The sequence below is a fragment of the Shewanella sp. 10B genome, assembly GCF_023475885.1.
Classification (GTDB): Bacteria; Pseudomonadota; Gammaproteobacteria; order Enterobacterales; family Shewanellaceae; genus Shewanella; species Shewanella mangrovisoli.
Window position 1 is genome coordinate 132,650 of sequence record NZ_JAMDJO010000004.1, and the last position, 17,692, is coordinate 150,341.

Sequence of the window (17,692 nt, forward strand, 5' to 3'; positions counted from 1 at the left end):
TGATGCCAATAACATCCTCAAATAGGATTATTGGAGCGAACCATGAACAGATTACATCGATGGAAATGGCTGGTGTTATCGGCGGCATTAGTGGCCCTGCCTTTCACCGCGCCAACTCAAGCCGAAGGCGTATCAGTCAGCCAAGGTTCAAGTGCTTCACTGAGCCAAGCCGAACTCGAACAGATGCTTGCGCCCATTGCACTCTATCCCGATAGTTTATTGAGCCATATTCTGATCGCCTCAACCTATCCACTCGAAGTGGTGCAGGCGCAGCGTTGGTTAGAGGATAATCCTAAGTTATCAACCGACGAGGTGATGTCTCGCACCGAAGACAAGGACTGGGATCCGAGTGTTAAAGCACTGATGGCTTTCCCTAACGTCTTAGAGAAAATGAGCGAAGACTTAGATTGGACCCAGAAGCTCGGCGAAGCCTTCTTGGCCGATGAAGGCCAAGTAATGGACGGCATTCAATCGCTCAGACAACAGGCGGATAAAGCCAACAGCTTAGCCAATATGGACAATATGGCGGTGACCCGTACCAACAACCAGATCATCATAGAGCCCGCACGCCGCGAAGTAGTGTATGTGCCCTACTATGATCCCCGCGTGGTTTATGGCACTTGGCGCTGGGGCGTGGCCTATCCCCCCGTGTATTGGGAGTTTGGTGGTTATGTAGGCTACCCTTACCGCCCAAGTCATAGTTACTTTTATTGGTCACCCGGGATCCATATTTCCTTTAACTACTTCTTTAGCTCGTTCCATTGGCACAGCCACAGAGTCGTCGTTGTCGATCACCGCCACTCTCACCATTATCGCCCAAGGGAGCGATACTCAGTCAGCTACGGTGCTCAACCTTGGAAGCATAAACCCGAGCACAGACGCGGCGTTGTGTACCATAATCCCGTGGTGAAAGAGCGCTACTACGGTGACAACAAGTTCCGTGGCCGCGATTCTCACTCCACGGGCAGTGGTCAACACTTTACCAGCCAGTACTCGAAATCGCGGGAACACCAAGACGCTCGTTATAACCGCGACAACAAGAACTATGACAAGCGCCAAGATAAGGACAGAAGCAACAACGTAAGCAGCGATAATCACTACAGCCGTGAGCGTACGCCCAGTTACCAAAATACTCAGGCCGAATTAAAAGAGCGCCGAGTGGCACCGACAAACTCGGCGCAAGCGAACAAGGAAGGTTACAAAAGAGAGCGTAACGACAATGTCCGCAATGATAATCAGGTAAGGCAAATGCAGGCAAAAGCGACGAGGGAACAAGCTAAGGAGAATCCACAACGCCAGTATCAGACTCGAGAGCAGCAGCCGCGCAGCGTTGAGACCCGTAGTCAGCCGCAAAGACAGGAAACTCGCCCCGAGGTGAGACGCGCCGAACCGCAGCGCATTGAACAGCCCCGCCAAGTGCAACCAAGACAGCGGGAAGAAACGAGAGTTAGGCAGAGCGAGCCACGCCAAAATATGCAAATGGCCCGCAGCCCTGAGCATAACCAAGGCAGATCGGCGCAGAGCCAAGAACGCCGCCACAGGGAATAATCTTTACCAATAAAAAGAGCGCGAATATTCGCGCTCTTTTTTATGTTCAACAGCTTAAAACTTTAAGGTCAAGGACTGGCCTTCTCCCATACCCTGCCATTCGAGGGTTAGATCCATTATCTCATTGATAATATGTTCAAAGTCCGTTTGAGAGACCTCGGGCAACGCGAGTCTACGATTACTGCAACTCTGCTCTAACAGGTATAAAAACCCAGCATAGGTCGGTGCATCGGCGGACCACAGCAGGGATTGCAGGGATTCGACAATCGACTCGGTTTGCCAAATTAAGGTCTTATCTGCGACGGCTAAGGAGGCTTCGTTATGTTCGAGGGAGAAGCTAATATCGGCCCCCGCTCGCACTTGGGCAAAAAATGCCCCCTGAATATGCAGACGTTTTTCAACAACATAGTGGATCATATCGTGGGGTGCTATCCCCTGCTCGGGCATTTGAGTCTGGGTCGCGCTGCCATCCATGCGCACACAACGCAATTGCCCGTAACGCTTCGAACCTTTGGTGAAGATAACTTGCATGACGCCGTCCTTAGTTTATCCATCTTTCCATCGCCAGATTTAGCAAAGTATAGTTCTAAATGGATAAAAAAACGGCTTAAAAATTGCGCTCGATAAAGCGGAAACAGTCATCGGCAGCCAGTGGTTTACTAAAATAATATCCCTGTACTAAATCGCAGCCCATGCTCGAGAGCAGCACCAGTTGCGCCTCATTCTCGACCCCTTCGGCCACTACGGTCAGCCCCAACTCATGTGCCATTGAAATCGTCGCCGCGCTGATGGCGGCATCGTTCGGATCGCTCTCAATATCCTTCACAAAGGATCGGTCTAACTTGAGCCTGTCTAAAGGCAATAACTTCAAGTAAGAGAGTGACGAATAACCCGTTCCAAAGTCATCGATCGCCAACTCGATGCCATGCTGGCGCAACTCGGCCAGTAACTTGGCATTTTGCTCGGGATACTGCATGGCGACGCTCTCGGTAATTTCAAGCTCGAGCGCCCCCTTACTTAACTTATGCTTGGTAAGCACGTTGATAATATCCGCGACTATGGTGTCTTTACGTAATTGATGCGCCGAGAGATTAACCGCCATCCGCAATCCTTTAGCGCCCTTGTCACGCCATTCGGCCAGTTGTGCTAACGCGTTTTCTAATACCCATTGGCCGATGGGGATGATCATGTCAATTTCTTCGGCGATCGGGATAAAACGATCGGGCGCGACTAACCCTAATTCCGGATGTTGCCATCGGATCAGTGCCTCGACCCCAACCACTTGCCCGGAACTGATATCCACCTGCGGTTGGTAATGTAAGAGCAGTTCATTACAGGCTATCGCCTGCCTTAACCCTGTTTCGATTTGCTGACGCTCAGTCACTAAGGTGTTCATCGCAGCGGTGAAAAACTGGTAGTTGTTACGCCCCGCCGCCTTAGCACGATACATGGCCATATCGGCATTTTTCATAAGCGCTTCAACACTGTCACCATCGGTTGGGAACAGGCTAATACCAATACTCGGCGATGAGTGTAATGGCTTATTATCAATGAGATAGGTTTGATTCAAACCGCTACGTAGCGCTTCTGCCACCTTAGCGACTTTATCGTGATCCGTATCGGACAACACCACCACAAACTCATCGCCGCCGAGACGTGCGACGATATCGTCATTGCCCATGATGTTTTTCAAGCGCCGCGCCACTTCGAGCAGCAACATATCACCGACATGGTGGCCCAAGGTGTCGTTGATATTTTTGAAATGATCCATATCGATAAACATCACGGCGATCTGAGTTTGGGAGATAAATGCCTCTTGAAAGACTTTCTCCAGACGCGATTGCAGGCTCAAACGATTCGGCAGCAAGGTTAGCGAATCGTGGTGAGCTAAAAAGTGGATCCGCTCCTCATTCACCTTACGCTCGCTGATATCGGTAAAACTGCCGATGTAATGGCTGATCGCGCCCGTCTCATCCCGCACTATCGACATCATTAACCATTTCGGGAAATCAAAACCCTCTTTATGTCTGTCCCACACTTCCCCCTGCCAGAATCCGGTCTGTTCGAGGGCGGCGCGCACCTGCGCATCGATACTACGGTCGGTGCGCTCGGCCTCGAGGAAACGGCAATTTTTACCGATAATCTCGTCCCTTGAGTAGCCGGTGATCTGAGTAAAGGCGCTGTTCACATCCACTATGATGTCATTGGCGTCCATGATGGTGATGCCTTCACCGCTTTGTTGGAACACCTGAGCCAGCAGGTTAACCCGAGCAACTGTGCGTTCCTGCTCGGTAATGTCTTCGACAATAAACAGGATCAGCTGCTCACCATTGGCAGCGGTGACCAGGGAGCCATTCAGCCTCACGGCCACCAGCTGGCCATCCTTATGGCGATAATGCTTCTGATAGGGGCCATAACGACGGGTTTGCTTAAGGCGTTCGAGCTGCTCGGTTTCACTCGACTGATAGCGAATGGGGGTGAGTTCCCATGGGTCTATGGCTTGCAACTCTTCGAGGGTGTAGCCGGTTATCTCCATAAAGGCTTGGTTGATGGCGACAAACTGCCCGTCCTCTAGCCGTTTTAAGGCGTGCCCCACGGGCGCCTTATCGAATAAGGTGCGATACCTTTGCTCACTCTCCATCAAGGTGGCTTGGAAGGTCTGGCTGCGGGCAATTTCCTTCGAGAGGGCCATGGTTTTTTCCGCGACCTTTTCGGCGATGCGGTGTCGCTCTCCCGATGAAACTAAGGTCATACCGCCAACTACGGCGCAGGTAATAAAGGCGAGCAGTAACATCAGCAGCGACAGGCTAAAAGTATCCCCCATCAAGGAGGAATAGGATTCATAGATCACTATATGCCAGTGCCTGTCGGCCAGCATAAGATTCGCCTGAAAGTACTGGCCCATCTTGTCGCTATGGATATTGCCTTCAAAATCAGGAAACGTCTTCTGGCTATTGGCGTAGAGCAAGGCGCCCTTGGCGCTCATGTCCGTCAGGCGCCAATGCAAGCCTTTGACCTGCTCGACCTCATTGATAATCGACTGCAGATCGATCACCGCCGAACAAAAGCCGACGATATTGCCTATGCGGTCGAATACGGGCGCGAGGAACAGAGTACCACCTGGGCCATTAGGATCTTCCGCCAGCTGGATTTTACCCGTCATCACAGGTGATAGGGTCGCGCGCACTTTTGCTATCGCTGCCGCCCTTGAGGGCTCGCCATTGATGTCTAGCCCGAGTGCGGCGCGGCTAGTATTCATAGGTTGCACAAACTTAACGGGCACCAGCCAACCGTCGGCATTCGGCGCACCGCCTTCTAAGTATCTGATCTTATAGGGCTCACCGAGCTCGGTACTGGTCTCGCTCTCGAAACTGTCTTTATCGCTCGCGGCAATCAGTGGCGACCAAGCCCAGGCCCGAAAACCATCGAGTTGCAGTTGGTTACGCTTCCCAAACTGAATAAACTCGCCCTCGGACACTTGTTCGCTATTATCGAACAGGCTGGCCAAGGCGATCACTTGTTGTAAGTTAGACTCTTGGAAACTCTCCACACTGCTGATAATGGCATTGGATTGGATTTGAAACTTATCTTGCAGTTGTTGCCGCTGGTTCATATCCGAGTAGTAATAAATCCCGACGCAGAATAAAAAACCGACCAACAATGGCAGTCCTGTCTGGACACGCCTCGAGCGCCAAATAGAGCGCTGATCGAAGATCAACATAGTAAGCGGAATAAAGATCACCGCCCCGAGTAAGTCACCAATCCACCAATTAACCGTACTGCCCAAGGCATCCTTGAGTGGAATGGTGCCGTGGACCACCAAGGCGGCATTTGCAAACAAAGTGGCAATCATGCAGGTCAGCGCGAGGCTGAGGCAGGATTTAATCACAGTGTTGGGTTTATCTAAGGTGAAAACGGGGTCGATACGACGGATCACCTTGGCCGAAACATAGGCTTGTAAGCTCGAAGCAGAGGCAATGGCTAAGGGCAGCCAACCTAAGTGAAGCGCTCCACCGATATTGGTATTGATCAGCCAAGACCCAAGCAGCACCCCAAACCAAGGGGCATATTGGCGCCACATAATGCAGGAGGCGATGGCAATCCCCGCCGCGGGCCAGATGGCGGCCGAGTAACCTGGCGGTAGGGCAATCAACAAGCCTATTTTGCCGACGACAAAATAAGCCAAGGCAACGAGGATATTGACCTTAAGATAATGAGCAAATGCTTTGATATACAATCCCTTTTTATTACTAAGCCGGAACTCAGACAGACACCATAATGCCTTAATCCGCAAATCAATCTCAAGCTGATAACAGACTCAGTATTGAAAAGTCCCCTAAAAATCGGCTTGTGGAGGTTCTTTTTGCAGGCATCTATCTGGTAAACTCGCGCCAATTTCGCCGACTAGGTACGAAAGCCATCGACCTTCTACAGCCTTGATGACGGCTCAACATTTCATATTCAATCTAAATAAGCTATCGCTAATTTTAGCCAAGACAGACGACAAAATCCGCTGGATAAGCCATCAAAACTTGCCTAAAACTGTTCACATTTAACCCAAGGCATTTTCTGATTCAGCTCACATTAACCCTATTTTTTGCGAGTGTAATCGATATAAATTCAGTTAAATTAGTTAATAAAATGTTTAAATTTGGTTTTAATTAAGGTTTTTTTAATGCAAAAGCCGTTTTGAGCCAGTGATCCACTTTCAATCAATCCCCGCTTCTTGTTATCCTCCCGCCCGCACAAAAAAGTTGCAGCTTGAATTTTTATTCAGCCAACGATTTCCTCCCGTTCAGCCGGACCTGTTAATTGAAATTCGCACTCAGCCAATTTATCGCTGAAGGATTGAATCTCGTTGCGAGGTTCTCCCACTTCAGTATGACAAACCTAACCCTACTCTTTGGGTTACTGTTTGTGCTGCCCGCTGCTGACCTAGTGTCGGTGATGGTTGGTGGCTGTATCGATATTGGCGAGTTAATCACCCTGAGCGATGGCTTTTTAATTGAGTTCTTCGGCGCCACGCTACTGAGCGTATTGCTGCTCAACCCCCAGATAATTAAGCAATTGTGGAATCTGTTCGACAATGGCTTTAAGTTTTTCAACAGCTTAGACCTCACTAATGCTGGCCAGTTTTTAGCACCCCCAAGGCTAAAATCCCTCGAGCACCTTGCGCACGGTTGTCGCGCCCCACCATTGTAACTCTCTGTTTTAAAATTCAAATTTAGCATTAAGCGCTGAAAGTCGATCCTCAATCTCGTATTGGGGTGGCAGGCATTTTTTGTGCCGCGCTCGAGCCACTTTCGGATTTGCCTTCGGATAACGCCGCTCAATGCTACTGCCTATCTCTCTGGGCAGAGTTGTAAACCTTAGGGTTAGAGGAATCTTCCTTTGTTAATTCGAAATTTAAGTAAAGTAGCATTCGCGGCACTTGCCCTAATGCTCGCAGGCTGTGATGGCGGCGTATTGGATCCCAAGGGCCAGATCGGTGTCGATGAAAAGCACCTGATCATCATCGCTACCCTACTCATGCTGATTGTGGTTATCCCCGTGATCTTCATGACCTTGTTCTTCGCATGGAAATACCGCGATGGCCGAGATCATGAGGTTTTTGCCCCTAAATGGTCCCACTCAAGTGCGATTGAAACCGTGGTTTGGATTGTGCCGATTGTGATCGTCGTGATTTTAGGCGTGATCACTTGGGGTTCAACCCATGATCTCGACCCTTACAAACCACTCGAACACGACGCCAAGCCGATTACGGTTGAAGTGGTTTCTATGGACTGGAAATGGTTATTTATCTATCCAGAACAAGGTGTTGCTTCGGTAAACGAGCTAGCTTTCCCAGCGAATGTACCAGTGAACTTTAAGATCACCTCTGATACCGCCATGAACTCTTTCTTTATCCCGCAGTTAGGTAGCCAAATCTACTCAATGGCAGGGATGACGACTAAGTTGCACCTGATTGCCAACGAACCCGGTACCTATGACGGTATTTCCGCTAACTATAGCGGCGCAGGTTTTGCGGGCATGAAGTTTAAAGCCATTGCCACGCCAACGGCAGCCGACTTCGATGCTTGGGTAGCCAAGGCCAAACAACAGGCGACTAAGACCTTAGACTCTGCGACTTATCAAGCCTTAGCACAGAAGAGTGAAAACAATCCTGTTGAATACTTTGGCTCAGTGAGTCACGGCATGTTCGATCAAATCGTTATGCAATACATGCATATGGACTCAAACGAGAACATGGCAGGCCATGAAGGTATGGAACACATGAGTGCCGACCACAATATGGCTGGCATGCACCACGATATGCCGCATATGGCGAGCGACCAGAAGATGGCCGACATGGAAGGCTCAACCCATTCTGACACTTCATCTACAGAACACTCATCCACTCACCAAGTGGAGGCGGAGTAATCATGTCTTTTCTCGGTAAATTAAGCTTAGATGCGATCCCGTATCATGAGCCTATCATCATGGTGACCCTTGCGGTTGTTGCCGTGATAGGCCTGTACGTCGCAGCCTTGATCACTAAACACAAAAAATGGGGCGTGCTTTGGCACGACTGGTTAACCTCGGTTGACCATAAACGCCTCGGTATCATGTACATAGTGCTTGCCTTCATCATGTTGATCCGCGGTTTTTCCGACGCCATCATGATGCGTACCCAACAGGCACTGGCCACCAATGGCGCCGCAGGTTATCTGCCGCCAGAACATTACGACCAAATCTTCACTGCCCACGGCGTGATCATGATTATCTTTATGGCGATGCCATTTATGATCGGTCTAATGAACTTAGTGCTGCCACTGCAAATCGGTGCCCGCGACGTTGCCTTCCCCTTCTTGAACAACCTCAGCTTCTGGTTAACCGCGTCTGGTGCCGTGCTGATCAATATTTCATTAGGTTTAGGTGAATTCGCCCGTACCGGTTGGGTAGCTTACCCACCGTTGTCTGAGCTGGCTTATAGTCCGGGCGTTGGGGTCGATTACTATATCTGGGCGCTACAGATTTCGGGGATAGGGACAACCTTAACCGGGGTCAACTTTATCGCGACTGTGCTTAAGATGCGCGCCCCAGGCATGAAGCTGATGCAAATGCCCATCTTCACTTGGACTTGTACTTGGGCCAACATCCTGATCGTGGCATCGTTCCCGATCCTGACCGCCGTTTTAGCACTGTTAACACTCGATCGCTACATGGGTTTCCACTTCTTCACCAATGATGGTGGTGGTAACGCCATGATGTATATCAACCTGTTCTGGGCTTGGGGTCACCCTGAAGTTTACATCCTGATTTTACCTGCGTTCGGTATCTTCTCGGATGTAATTTCAACCTTTACCTCTAAGCGTCTGTTCGGCTATTCCTCCATGGTATGGGCCAGCGGCGCGATTTCGATCCTCGGTTTTATCGTGTGGTTACACCACTTCTTTACCATGGGCTCGAGCGCCAACGTCAACGCCTTCTTCGGTGTGATGACCATGGTGATTGCGGTCCCGACTGGGGTAAAACTGTTTAACTGGTTGTTCACTATTTACCGCGGACGCCTGCGCTTAACTGTGCCAGTGCTGTGGACCTTAGGCTTTATGGTGACTTTCACCATCGGTGGTATGACGGGCGTGTTATTGGCCGTACCTGGCGCCGACTACGTACTGCACAACAGCTTGTTCCTGATCGCTCACTTCCATAACACCATTATCGGTGGTGCCGTGTTCGGTTACTTAGCAGGTTTTGCTTACTGGTTCCCGAAAGCGACAGGTTTCCACTTAAATGAGCGTTTAGGTAAAGCCTCATTCTGGTGCTGGCAAATTGGTTTCTATGTGGCCTTTATGCCGCTGTATGTACTCGGTTTTATGGGGATGACTCGCCGTATCAACCACATCGATAACCCAGCATGGAACATGTGGATCTATATCGCTGCCGTGGGTGCTTGCATCATCATGGTCGGTATCATTCTGCAATTCGTGCAACTGTACGTGAGTATCCGTGACCGCGACCAAAACCGAGACACCACGGGCGACCCATGGAATGGCCACACGCTGGAATGGTCAACCGCCTCACCACCACAGTTCTACAACTTTGCTAAGTTGCCACAAGTGTCTGATATCGATGCCTTTACCGATGCCAAAGAAAAAGGCACCGCCTATCAACGCCTCAAACACTATCAGCCAATCCATATGCCGAAGAATACCCCTAGCGGGATCTTAATGGCGCTGGGTATTACTGCCGCTGGTTTTGCTGCGATTTGGCACATTCTGTGGCTCGCGATTGTGGGCATGGTGGGCGCGTTTATCGTGTTCTTATTCCGTGCTTATAACAACGATGTCGACTATTACGTTCAACCCGATGAAGTGGCACGCATTGAAAATGCTCACTTAAACAATGTAGTAAGGGGCTGATATGAGTGTTGCAATCCCAGCTGATTTAGAAGTTGCTCACGCCGAGGAGCACCACGAGCACCATGATACGGGTGGCAACACCCTGTTTGGTTTTTGGCTCTACCTGATGACCGACTGCATCCTGTTTGCATCGGTATTTGCCACCTACGCCGTACTCTATATGAACACCGACGGCGGTGTATCGGGTAAAGACATTTTCGAACTGGACTTTGTGCTGATCGAAACCGCAGCCCTGCTGCTCAGTAGTATTACCTATGGTTTCGCGTTGATTTTCGCTAAGCGCCACAACAAGGCGGCAACCCTTACTTGGTTAGCCATTACCTTTGCACTGGGCTGTGTGTTTATCGGCATGGAAGTCTATGAGTTCCATCACCTGATCGAACATGGCAACGGCCCACAACGCAGCGCCTTCCTGTCATCTTTCTTCACCTTAGTGGGCATGCACGGCTTGCACGTGACCGCGGGGTTAATTTGGATGGCGATCATGATGATTGAAGTCGCTAAAACTGGCTTAGGTAACCGCAGCATCACTCGCCTGAGCTGCTTAAGCTTGTTCTGGCATTTCCTCGACATCGTGTGGATTTGTGTATTCACCGTTGTGTACTTATTGGGAGCACTGTAATGGGCGCACATACTCAATCACATGACCATAGCCATGGCGCAGACGATCTGGCCGCCAGCATCAAGTCCTACTTAGTCGGTTTTGTGCTGTCAGTGGTGTTAACTGCCATCCCATTCTGGGCGGTAATGACCCATCACTTCGAGCAATCGACGACGCTTGCCATCGTCGTTGTCACGGCACTGGTGCAGATTTTGGTACACCTTAAGTACTTCCTGCACTTGGACTTCTCTAAGGAAGGCAAGATCAACACCTTCTCCTTCCTATTTACCGCGCTGATCATCGTGATGGTGGTTGGCTTGTCGGTATGGATCATTCTCGAAGCTAACGCTTTGATGATGTAACGAGACACAGCAAATGAACACACAAGCTAGATTGACATCGACGCAATGGAAAGCACGCTTCAAAGGGTATGTACAGGTGACTAAGCCTGGCATCATTTTCGGGAATCTGATTTCCGTTGCTGGCGGCTTCCTATTGGCCGCGAAGGGCGATGTGGATCTGGTCTTGATGCTGGCAAGCTTAGTGGGATTATCCTTAGTCGTCGCCTCAGGCTGTGCGATTAATAACTGTATTGACCGTGACATTGACGCCAAAATGCAGCGCACCTGCAAACGCGTCACCGTCACGGGCGAAATCCCCCTAAGCCATGTCTTGCTGTTTGGCATCGTCTTGGGCGTGCTTGGATTTGGCATCTTAGCCTTGTTCACCAATGCCTTAGCCCTGCTGTTTGCCGCCATTGGCTATGTCGTTTATGTCGGGATTTATAGCCTCTATATGAAGCGAAACTCGGTTTACGGCACCTTAGTCGGCAGCTTTTCGGGCGCAGTACCGCCCGTGGTGGGCTATTGCAGCGTGACGGGGCAAATGGATATGGGCGCAGTGATTTTATTGCTGATGTTCAGTCTCTGGCAGATGCCACACTCCTACGCCATCGCGATTTTCCGCTTTAATGACTATGCAGCCGCGAAGATCCCCGTGCTGCCCGTCGCCGAAGGGATGGCCAAGGCGAAGCACCATATAGTGCTCTATATCGCAGTGTTCGCCTTGGTCAGCACCATGCTGCCACTCGCAGGTTACACAGGTACCGCCTTTATGGCCGTGACCTGTGCCACCAGCCTCTGGTGGCTAACTATGGCCCTCAAAGGTTATCGTCAAGATGTGGATATGCCACGTTGGGCCAGACAAGTGTTTGGTTTTTCAATTATTACCATCACAGCACTCAGTGTAACCATGGCGCTGGATTTTCAAGCGGTCAGTCAAACCCCACTGTTTACCTTAGTGCGATAAATATAACCTTTATTCAAAAACAAAAGCGCTAACCTAGGTTAGCGCTTTTTTATTGCCGTATGACTAGCGTCACCCCAATACTTTAGTACCGTTTAACGACGACAATCTCAGCCATCGAAATTTATTGGACTACAATATCAAACGCCTATAAACGTTTATGTGCATTATTACAGGGAGTATTCGATGAAATTGATATCATCAGCCATAGTCTGTTTCAGTTTGAGTCCATTCGTACAAGCATCGAGTCCACCAAAACCCAATGCCGAAGCAATTTATATGGGTGGCAACATAATAACAGTGAATGACTCTGCCCCCACAGCAGAGGCATTAGCGATAAAAAATGGCCGCATTCTTGCCGTTGGCAAAGCATCGGAACTGCTAAAACTCAAAGGGAATGACACTCAAGTAATCAATCTCAATGGTAAGACACTAATCCCAGGTTTTATCGACGGCCATGGCCACGTATTCAATACAGGGATCCAAGCGCTATCGGCAAATCTGCTCGCGGCTCCTGATGGACATGTCGGTAATATTGCCGATCTACAGAAAGCGTTAAAGGCATGGGCAGGCAAAGCTGAAAACAGCAAGCTCGGCATCATTCTCGGCTTTGGTTACGACGACTCACAGCTGGCGGAGCAACGTCACCCAACCCGCCAGGAATTAGACGCCATTGCTAAGGACATTCCAGTGCTTATCATCCATCAATCTGGCCACTGAGCCACACTGAATACTAAGGCGCTGGAACTCGTAGGTTTTACCGCCGAAACTCAGGATCCTGAAGGCGGAAAACTGCGCCGCGAGGCCGATGGGATGGCAAAACCCCCAATGGCGTACTCGAAGAAACCGCCTTCTTTGGCATGCTGCTCCCGCTGTTTGCCAAGCTCAATGAAAAGGAAAACGAAACCATCTTTGCTGCAGGCATGAAGCTCTATTCCAGCTTCGGCTACACCACAGCGCAGGAAGGCCGAGCCTCTAGCGCTGCGGTAAAAACCATGTATAACGTCGCGCAGCAACAAAAGTTACCTATCGATGTGGCTGCCTACCCAGATATTCAAAGCGCACAGGATGTGATTGTTCCACCCTATTATTCTACTAATTACAGCAACGGTTTCCGCGTAGCTGGGGCTAAACTCAACCTCGATGGTTCGCCACAGGGTAAAACCGCTTGGTTGACTCAGCCCTATTTGGTTCCACCGGTTGGACAAGAGGCGGGATACAAGGGTTACCCAAGCATGACCAATGAGAAGGCTGCGGAATATATTGAACTCGCCCAGAGCAAAGGCTGGCAATTGCTAACCCATGTGAATGGCGATGCTGCCATCGATCAGCTCCTTAAAGGCATTGAAGCCAGTGAGAAAAAACACGGCAAGCCAGATAGGGGCTTTGTCGCCATCCATGCACAAACGGCACGCAAGGATCAGGTCGAGAGCTTTAAACGCCTTGGGGTTTTTCCATCTTTCTTCCCAATGCACACCTTTTACTGGGGTGATTGGCATATGGACTCAGTGCTAGGCGGTGAGCGCGCTCAAAATATCTCGCCAACGGGCTGGGCGCGAGAACTGGGGATGATTTATACCTCACACCATGACTCGCCGGTCGCATTACCCAACTCAATGCGAGTTTACTCCGCTACAGTGAATCGTATCAGCCGCACTGGACGCGTACTCGGCCCGGCACAAAAGGCCTCTCCATTGGAGGGATTGAAATCTCAAACCCTGTGGGCAGCAACTCAATATAAAGAGGAAAAAAATAAGGGCTCGCTGGAAGTTGGCAAACTGGCAGACTTAGTGATCTTATCCGGTAACCCACTGCAAGTTGCCCCCGAAGCTCTTGCCGATATTCAGATATTAGAAACGATTAAAGAAGGCCAAACTGTCTATAAACGTGATGATCAAGTCAATGCTAATACAGGAAGCTGCGTAGAGTCCGCCAAATGCCAATCAATAGCAACGACAGCCATGATAGCGACAGGCTTATTGCAGCACGCACATTAAACTTGGCGGTAAAATGTCGATAGAAGACTTGCGCTTCTTTCGACATTTCTTTTATACGCCGTTGTGAAAACTTTGATTTGTTAAAGAGTTACTTCATTGCCGATTTTACATAAACATCGAAGCGGTTTTTCTTAGTCTCAATAACCATACTGGGCTTAACGCCGGCGAGATCTTCGGCATAATCTGGGCGTTTAACCACAACACGCTTACTGGCTAGGGCCATGGCGGGGGCGAGCAATCCATCGGCGTCGAGGTCTGCACCGACTAAGGTTTGGAAGACCCGCATTTCCTTTTTAACCAAGGCCGATTTGTCGCGGTGGGGGTACATAGGGTCGAGGTAGACGACATCGACCTCTTGCTCCAATTTGGCGAGTGCTTCGAGGCTGGAACCATGGAAAAGCTGCATACGTTCACGCATCCAGTCACCGATTTCGGCATCTTGATAGGCGCGGCGCAGGCCATCTTCTAATAATGCGGCCACCACAGGATGGCGCTCTACCATAGTCACAGTGCAGCCTAAGCTTGCCAGCACAAAGGCATCGCGGCCGAGGCCCGCAGTACCATCGACCACTTTTGGTGTAACGCCCTGCTTTAACCCGACAGCCTTGGCTATCGACTGACCACGACCGCCACCAAACTTGCGTCGATGAGCAACCGCACCAGTCACAAAATCCACTACTATGCCATCGAGCTTAGGTTCATCGCGCTTATGTAGCGTCAAGGTGTCTGATTCAAAACGCAATTCGAATGGCGCATCGGCATCAAACACCAGTTGCCAACGAGCACAGATATCCACAAGAGTTGGAAATTGCTGATTAAAAAAGACTGGAATAGGCAAAGGGATCACTGTTTAACGGGGAGAAAATGCCGCCATTATGCCAAAAGCGAGCAGAGCTGAATACTCTCTTCATGGCGAATTTGGGGCAGCACTTAGTGTGGCTAATTTACCCCAAGGAGTATTGTCCCTATAATTGCCCCATTGAATGCGGGTATCTCACCTGTACTGCTCACCTTGGAAGATCCGATGTTAAGTTACCGCCACGGTTATCACGCCGGCAATTATGCCGATGTGTTGAAACACGCTATTTTGCTGCAAACCTTGCAGTTAATGCATAAGAAAGACAAACCCTTAGTCTATATCGATACCCATGCGGGTGCGGGCGGTTATGCGTTAACGGATGAGTTTGCCCAGAAGACGGGTGAATACCTCGAAGGCGTAGCTAAGCTTTGGGACAAAACCGATCTACCGAAATCCCTGCAGGATTATGTGGATGCGGTGCGTCACTTTAACGAAGACAATCCAGAAGAACTCAATTTTTACCCAGGTTCTCCCGCCATTATCGATATGGAGCTAGGGCCAAAGGATCGTATGCTGCTGCACGAGCTGCACGGTACCGATCATCTGCTGCTGGATGAGTATTTTGAGCAGGATAAGCAAGTAAAAGTCACCAAGGGTGATGGCCTTAAAGGATTGATTGCTGCGGTACCGCCGCTAGAGCGCCGTGCACTGGTGCTTGTCGACCCCAGCTATGAGATTAAGACCGACTATCAAACGGTCGCCGAGACCTTAATCAAGGCGCATAAACGCTTTGCCACGGGCGTATTTATGCTCTGGTATCCCGTAGTTAACCGCGCGCAAACGGAAGAAATGCTTTCCCGCTTAGCCGACAGCGGCATTAAGCGCCAGCTGCGTATCGAGCAGGCCATCAAACCGGACTCCAATGAATTTGGCATGACCGCCGCAGGACTATGGGTGATTAACCCACCTTGGCAACTGGATGAAATTGCGACCGAAATGCTCGACTATCTTGGCAAAAACTTAGGCCAAGCGGATGGCAATGTCATCGTTAAATGGGAAGTCGGCGAATAAGCAAATCCTATTGCGTTATCACAGCCTTTAGCAGAGCAGCGCCACCTCCTAGGTACGCTGCTTTTGTTTTTTAAGCATGAAATAACCTAAGCTCGGGATAATTAGAGCCGCTGAATAGGCATCTTTTCGACACTCGTTACCCCGAGTTCAGGTTAAATAGAGAGTGGCAGTGCCGCTAGACTTTGGCGCTGCGGTAACGTTTTAGCAGAATTTGCACCCGCTCCACATAGGCTTGGGTTTCTGGATAGGGAGGAATACCGTTGTATTGGGTCACAGTGGTTGGCCCAGCATTGTAAGCCGCGCAGGCCAATGCAATATCACCATTAAACTGTTTTAGCATTTGCGCCAAATACTTACTGCCGCCGAGAATATTCTCCTCCGGTAAAAAGGCATTGGTCACGCCCATCTCTTTGGCGGTTTCGGGCATCAATTGCATCAAACCCATTGCGCCAGTGCGCGACAAGGCTCTGGCATTAAAGGCCGACTCGGCATGGATCACGGCGCGGATAAGTGCAGGGTCCAATTGATGTTTATGGGCCGCACGGCTGATCAAACTATCGTAATTGCGGGTAAACAACCGAATGCCATTCCAGTCAATTTTAGAATCTGGACGACAGGCAAAACAGTCATAGAGCAGGATTTGATACTCATTGGTGGTCGGCGCTTTATCGGTAAAAGCCGTGACCCCATTGGCCTGTAGATATTGATAAACTTTGACTTTTTCTTGCCCAGTGTTACTCACAATACCGCTTTCAGAATAACGGGCCACAATACGGGGCTTAGGCTTGGCTTCTTCAGCAAACGCGGCCGCAACACTTCCCCAAGCCAAGCACAAACCAAGGCTAGCTATGGCTATCGGCTTAAGGCAAAGTGGCGAAGAATGCGTTGCTGGCATCAAAGTCCCGTGTGTTCGTTGAGTTTAAGTACTTCAATAATAGCAAAGAGTTGCCTCATCTCACGGTTTAACTGGCTAAATTCCGCCGAAAAATGCGCACTGTCGAAGATAGAGCGCATCTGAAAACGACTGCGGCGATTAGGCAAAAACAAGATCAAACGGTTGAGAAAGAAGGCGCATTGAATCTCCCCATCGAAGGACTTTGCCAATTGCTGCAAACGCTCCATAAAGGCGGTATTGAGCAAATAGCGCGACTCGATTTGATCCGTTGAAAACACATCGAACTCTTTTTCGAACAGGGGATCTTCAAGCTTCACCCTTTGCAGCCCTGAGTGGCTGTCGGATAAGAAATTTGCCAGCCCGCCGCGATCCTTTAATACCACGGTATGACCAATAAATTGCTTATGGCTACTCAGCTCAACCACAGTGCCGCGAAAGCGAGTCTCAGTGCGGGTTACGGTTCGGCGTTTATTGCCGTCCCACTCCTCCACTCGCACGTCTTTGGTCAGGGTTAACTCATTGACGACTAACTCAATGCCCTTGTATTGACCTTGAATATAATCACCAAAGCTCGCCTTATCGTAATTGGGTAGCACCTTAGCCGCACTAAGGCGATTCATGTCGAGTCGCATCTCGCGGTTGTAGATAAAATCCTCACCAAAGTACTTAAACATGATGGGATAGATTTCTTGCTGCACTTGCCGCTTAAACTGCCGAGTCGGTGTAAAACTCCAAAAACCTAATCCCAATAACGCGACTAATGGCAGCGGAAACAGCATGAGTCCACGGCTATGCCCCAATAGCGCTAACAGCACAAGAGCTGCGACAATCGCCAAACTAAGATATAAGCGTTTTCGTGTCACCTTAAGGCTGTTGACGCGCTTGGTTTCATAGCGGGCGGCGAGCGGTGCTAGTTGAGTATCGTAGTACTCCTGCAGTGACTCCCGATCCGAAGCGTCCGCCGATAATCTTGCCGCCTGTCGCTGAGCCTTGATAGGACTACCTAAGATAAAGGTGATTATATTCATTCAGTTAATATGTTTGCGGAGCCTATCTTGGCCCCGCAAATATCGA

General features: G+C 49.9%; 15 protein-coding genes. 10 read left to right on the forward strand and 5 right to left on the reverse strand.

The features are described from left to right. Positions 1-42 precede the first annotated feature (42 nt). Positions 43-1,548, forward strand: a complete 1,506-nt coding sequence (locus tag M0415_RS15710; RefSeq protein WP_249556493.1) for a DUF3300 domain-containing protein — start codon at positions 43-45, stop codon at positions 1,546-1,548. Positions 1,549-1,602: 54 nt separating this feature from the next. On the opposite strand, the gene M0415_RS15715 is transcribed toward M0415_RS15710, so the two are convergent. Both M0415_RS15715 and M0415_RS15720 read right to left on the reverse strand, forming a co-directional pair. Then, positions 1,603-2,079, reverse strand: coding sequence for a cytoplasmic protein (locus tag M0415_RS15715; RefSeq protein WP_249556494.1), 477 nt, complete (start codon positions 2,077-2,079; stop codon positions 1,603-1,605). A 76-nt stretch (positions 2,080-2,155) separates the two neighbouring features. Next, positions 2,156-5,785: an EAL domain-containing protein gene (locus M0415_RS15720; RefSeq protein WP_249556495.1), complete on the reverse strand. Its 3,630-nt coding sequence runs from the start codon at positions 5,783-5,785 to the stop codon at positions 2,156-2,158. A gap of 644 nt (positions 5,786-6,429) precedes the next feature. Between M0415_RS15720 and M0415_RS15725 the strand changes: the two genes are divergently transcribed. The 8 genes from M0415_RS15725 (at position 6,430) to M0415_RS15755 (ending at position 13,853) form a co-directional block, all read left to right on the forward strand. Further along, entirely contained in the window at positions 6,430-6,750 is a 321-nt protein-coding gene (locus M0415_RS15725) for a hypothetical protein (protein WP_011718744.1), read from the forward strand. A 189-nt stretch (positions 6,751-6,939) separates the two neighbouring features. Next, positions 6,940-7,968 carry a ubiquinol oxidase subunit II gene (gene cyoA, locus M0415_RS15730; protein WP_249556496.1) on the forward strand — a complete coding sequence of 343 codons (1,029 nt, stop codon included), beginning with the start codon at positions 6,940-6,942 and terminating at the stop codon, positions 7,966-7,968. A 2-nt stretch (positions 7,969-7,970) separates the two neighbouring features. Further along, the gene (gene cyoB / locus M0415_RS15735; RefSeq protein ID WP_023266129.1) at positions 7,971-9,950 is read left to right on the forward strand and encodes a cytochrome o ubiquinol oxidase subunit I; all 1,980 of its coding nucleotides are present in this window, start codon (positions 7,971-7,973) and stop codon (positions 9,948-9,950) included. 1 nt (position 9,951) lies between these two features. Then, positions 9,952-10,572: a cytochrome o ubiquinol oxidase subunit III gene (cyoC, locus tag M0415_RS15740; RefSeq protein WP_011718747.1), complete on the forward strand. Its 621-nt coding sequence runs from the start codon at positions 9,952-9,954 to the stop codon at positions 10,570-10,572. Beyond that, entirely contained in the window at positions 10,572-10,913 is a 342-nt protein-coding gene (cyoD, locus tag M0415_RS15745) for a cytochrome o ubiquinol oxidase subunit IV (protein ID WP_126512164.1), read from the forward strand. The genes cyoC and cyoD overlap by 1 nt, the downstream gene beginning before the upstream one ends. 13 nt (positions 10,914-10,926) lie before the next feature. After that, positions 10,927-11,859 (forward strand): heme o synthase, encoded by a 933-nt coding sequence (gene cyoE, locus M0415_RS15750; RefSeq protein WP_249556497.1) that lies wholly within the window; start codon positions 10,927-10,929, stop codon positions 11,857-11,859. 183 nt (positions 11,860-12,042) lie between these two features. Next, positions 12,043-12,576, forward strand: coding sequence for an amidohydrolase family protein (locus M0415_RS21470; RefSeq protein WP_283771532.1), 534 nt, complete (start codon positions 12,043-12,045; stop codon positions 12,574-12,576). A gap of 140 nt (positions 12,577-12,716) precedes the next feature. Then, entirely contained in the window at positions 12,717-13,853 is a 1,137-nt protein-coding gene (locus M0415_RS15755; protein ID WP_283771533.1) for an amidohydrolase, read from the forward strand. A gap of 88 nt (positions 13,854-13,941) precedes the next feature. Here the strand turns inward: M0415_RS15755 and M0415_RS15760 are convergent, their stop codons facing one another. Next, entirely contained in the window at positions 13,942-14,691 is a 750-nt protein-coding gene (locus M0415_RS15760; protein WP_086902519.1) for a class I SAM-dependent methyltransferase, read from the reverse strand. A gap of 186 nt (positions 14,692-14,877) precedes the next feature. Between M0415_RS15760 and M0415_RS15765 the strand changes: the two genes are divergently transcribed. Further along, the gene (locus tag M0415_RS15765; RefSeq protein ID WP_249556498.1) at positions 14,878-15,723 is read left to right on the forward strand and encodes a 23S rRNA (adenine(2030)-N(6))-methyltransferase RlmJ; all 846 of its coding nucleotides are present in this window, start codon (positions 14,878-14,880) and stop codon (positions 15,721-15,723) included. A 175-nt stretch (positions 15,724-15,898) separates the two neighbouring features. Here M0415_RS15765 and M0415_RS15770 read toward each other — a convergent pair whose 3' ends face one another. After that, on the reverse strand, positions 15,899-16,618 hold the full coding sequence (locus M0415_RS15770; RefSeq protein WP_249556499.1) for a lytic transglycosylase domain-containing protein: 720 nt from the start codon (positions 16,616-16,618) through the stop codon (positions 15,899-15,901). Further along, positions 16,618-17,646 (reverse strand): DUF3137 domain-containing protein, encoded by a 1,029-nt coding sequence (locus M0415_RS15775; RefSeq protein ID WP_249556500.1) that lies wholly within the window; start codon positions 17,644-17,646, stop codon positions 16,618-16,620. The genes M0415_RS15770 and M0415_RS15775 overlap by 1 nt, the downstream gene beginning before the upstream one ends. Positions 17,647-17,692 lie beyond the last annotated feature (46 nt).

What these genes read in the sequence shown, in the direction of transcription:
- M0415_RS15710 (WP_249556493.1), top strand. Translation starts at nt 43, where the DNA reads ATGAACAGATTACATCGATGGAAATGGCTGGTGTTATCGGCGGCATTA.
- M0415_RS15715 (WP_249556494.1), bottom strand. Translation starts at nt 2,079, where the DNA reads ATGCAAGTTATCTTCACCAAAGGTTCGAAGCGTTACGGGCAATTGCGT.
- M0415_RS15725 (WP_011718744.1), top strand. Translation starts at nt 6,430, where the DNA reads ATGACAAACCTAACCCTACTCTTTGGGTTACTGTTTGTGCTGCCCGCT.
- cyoB (WP_023266129.1), top strand. Translation starts at nt 7,971, where the DNA reads ATGTCTTTTCTCGGTAAATTAAGCTTAGATGCGATCCCGTATCATGAG.
- cyoC (WP_011718747.1), top strand. Translation starts at nt 9,952, where the DNA reads ATGAGTGTTGCAATCCCAGCTGATTTAGAAGTTGCTCACGCCGAGGAG.
- cyoD (WP_126512164.1), top strand. Translation starts at nt 10,572, where the DNA reads ATGGGCGCACATACTCAATCACATGACCATAGCCATGGCGCAGACGAT.
- cyoE (WP_249556497.1), top strand. Translation starts at nt 10,927, where the DNA reads ATGAACACACAAGCTAGATTGACATCGACGCAATGGAAAGCACGCTTC.
- M0415_RS21470 (WP_283771532.1), top strand. Translation starts at nt 12,043, where the DNA reads ATGAAATTGATATCATCAGCCATAGTCTGTTTCAGTTTGAGTCCATTC.
- M0415_RS15755 (WP_283771533.1), top strand. Translation starts at nt 12,717, where the DNA reads ATGCTGCTCCCGCTGTTTGCCAAGCTCAATGAAAAGGAAAACGAAACC.
- M0415_RS15765 (WP_249556498.1), top strand. Translation starts at nt 14,878, where the DNA reads ATGTTAAGTTACCGCCACGGTTATCACGCCGGCAATTATGCCGATGTG.
- M0415_RS15770 (WP_249556499.1), bottom strand. Translation starts at nt 16,618, where the DNA reads ATGCCAGCAACGCATTCTTCGCCACTTTGCCTTAAGCCGATAGCCATA.
- M0415_RS15775 (WP_249556500.1), bottom strand. Translation starts at nt 17,646, where the DNA reads ATGAATATAATCACCTTTATCTTAGGTAGTCCTATCAAGGCTCAGCGA.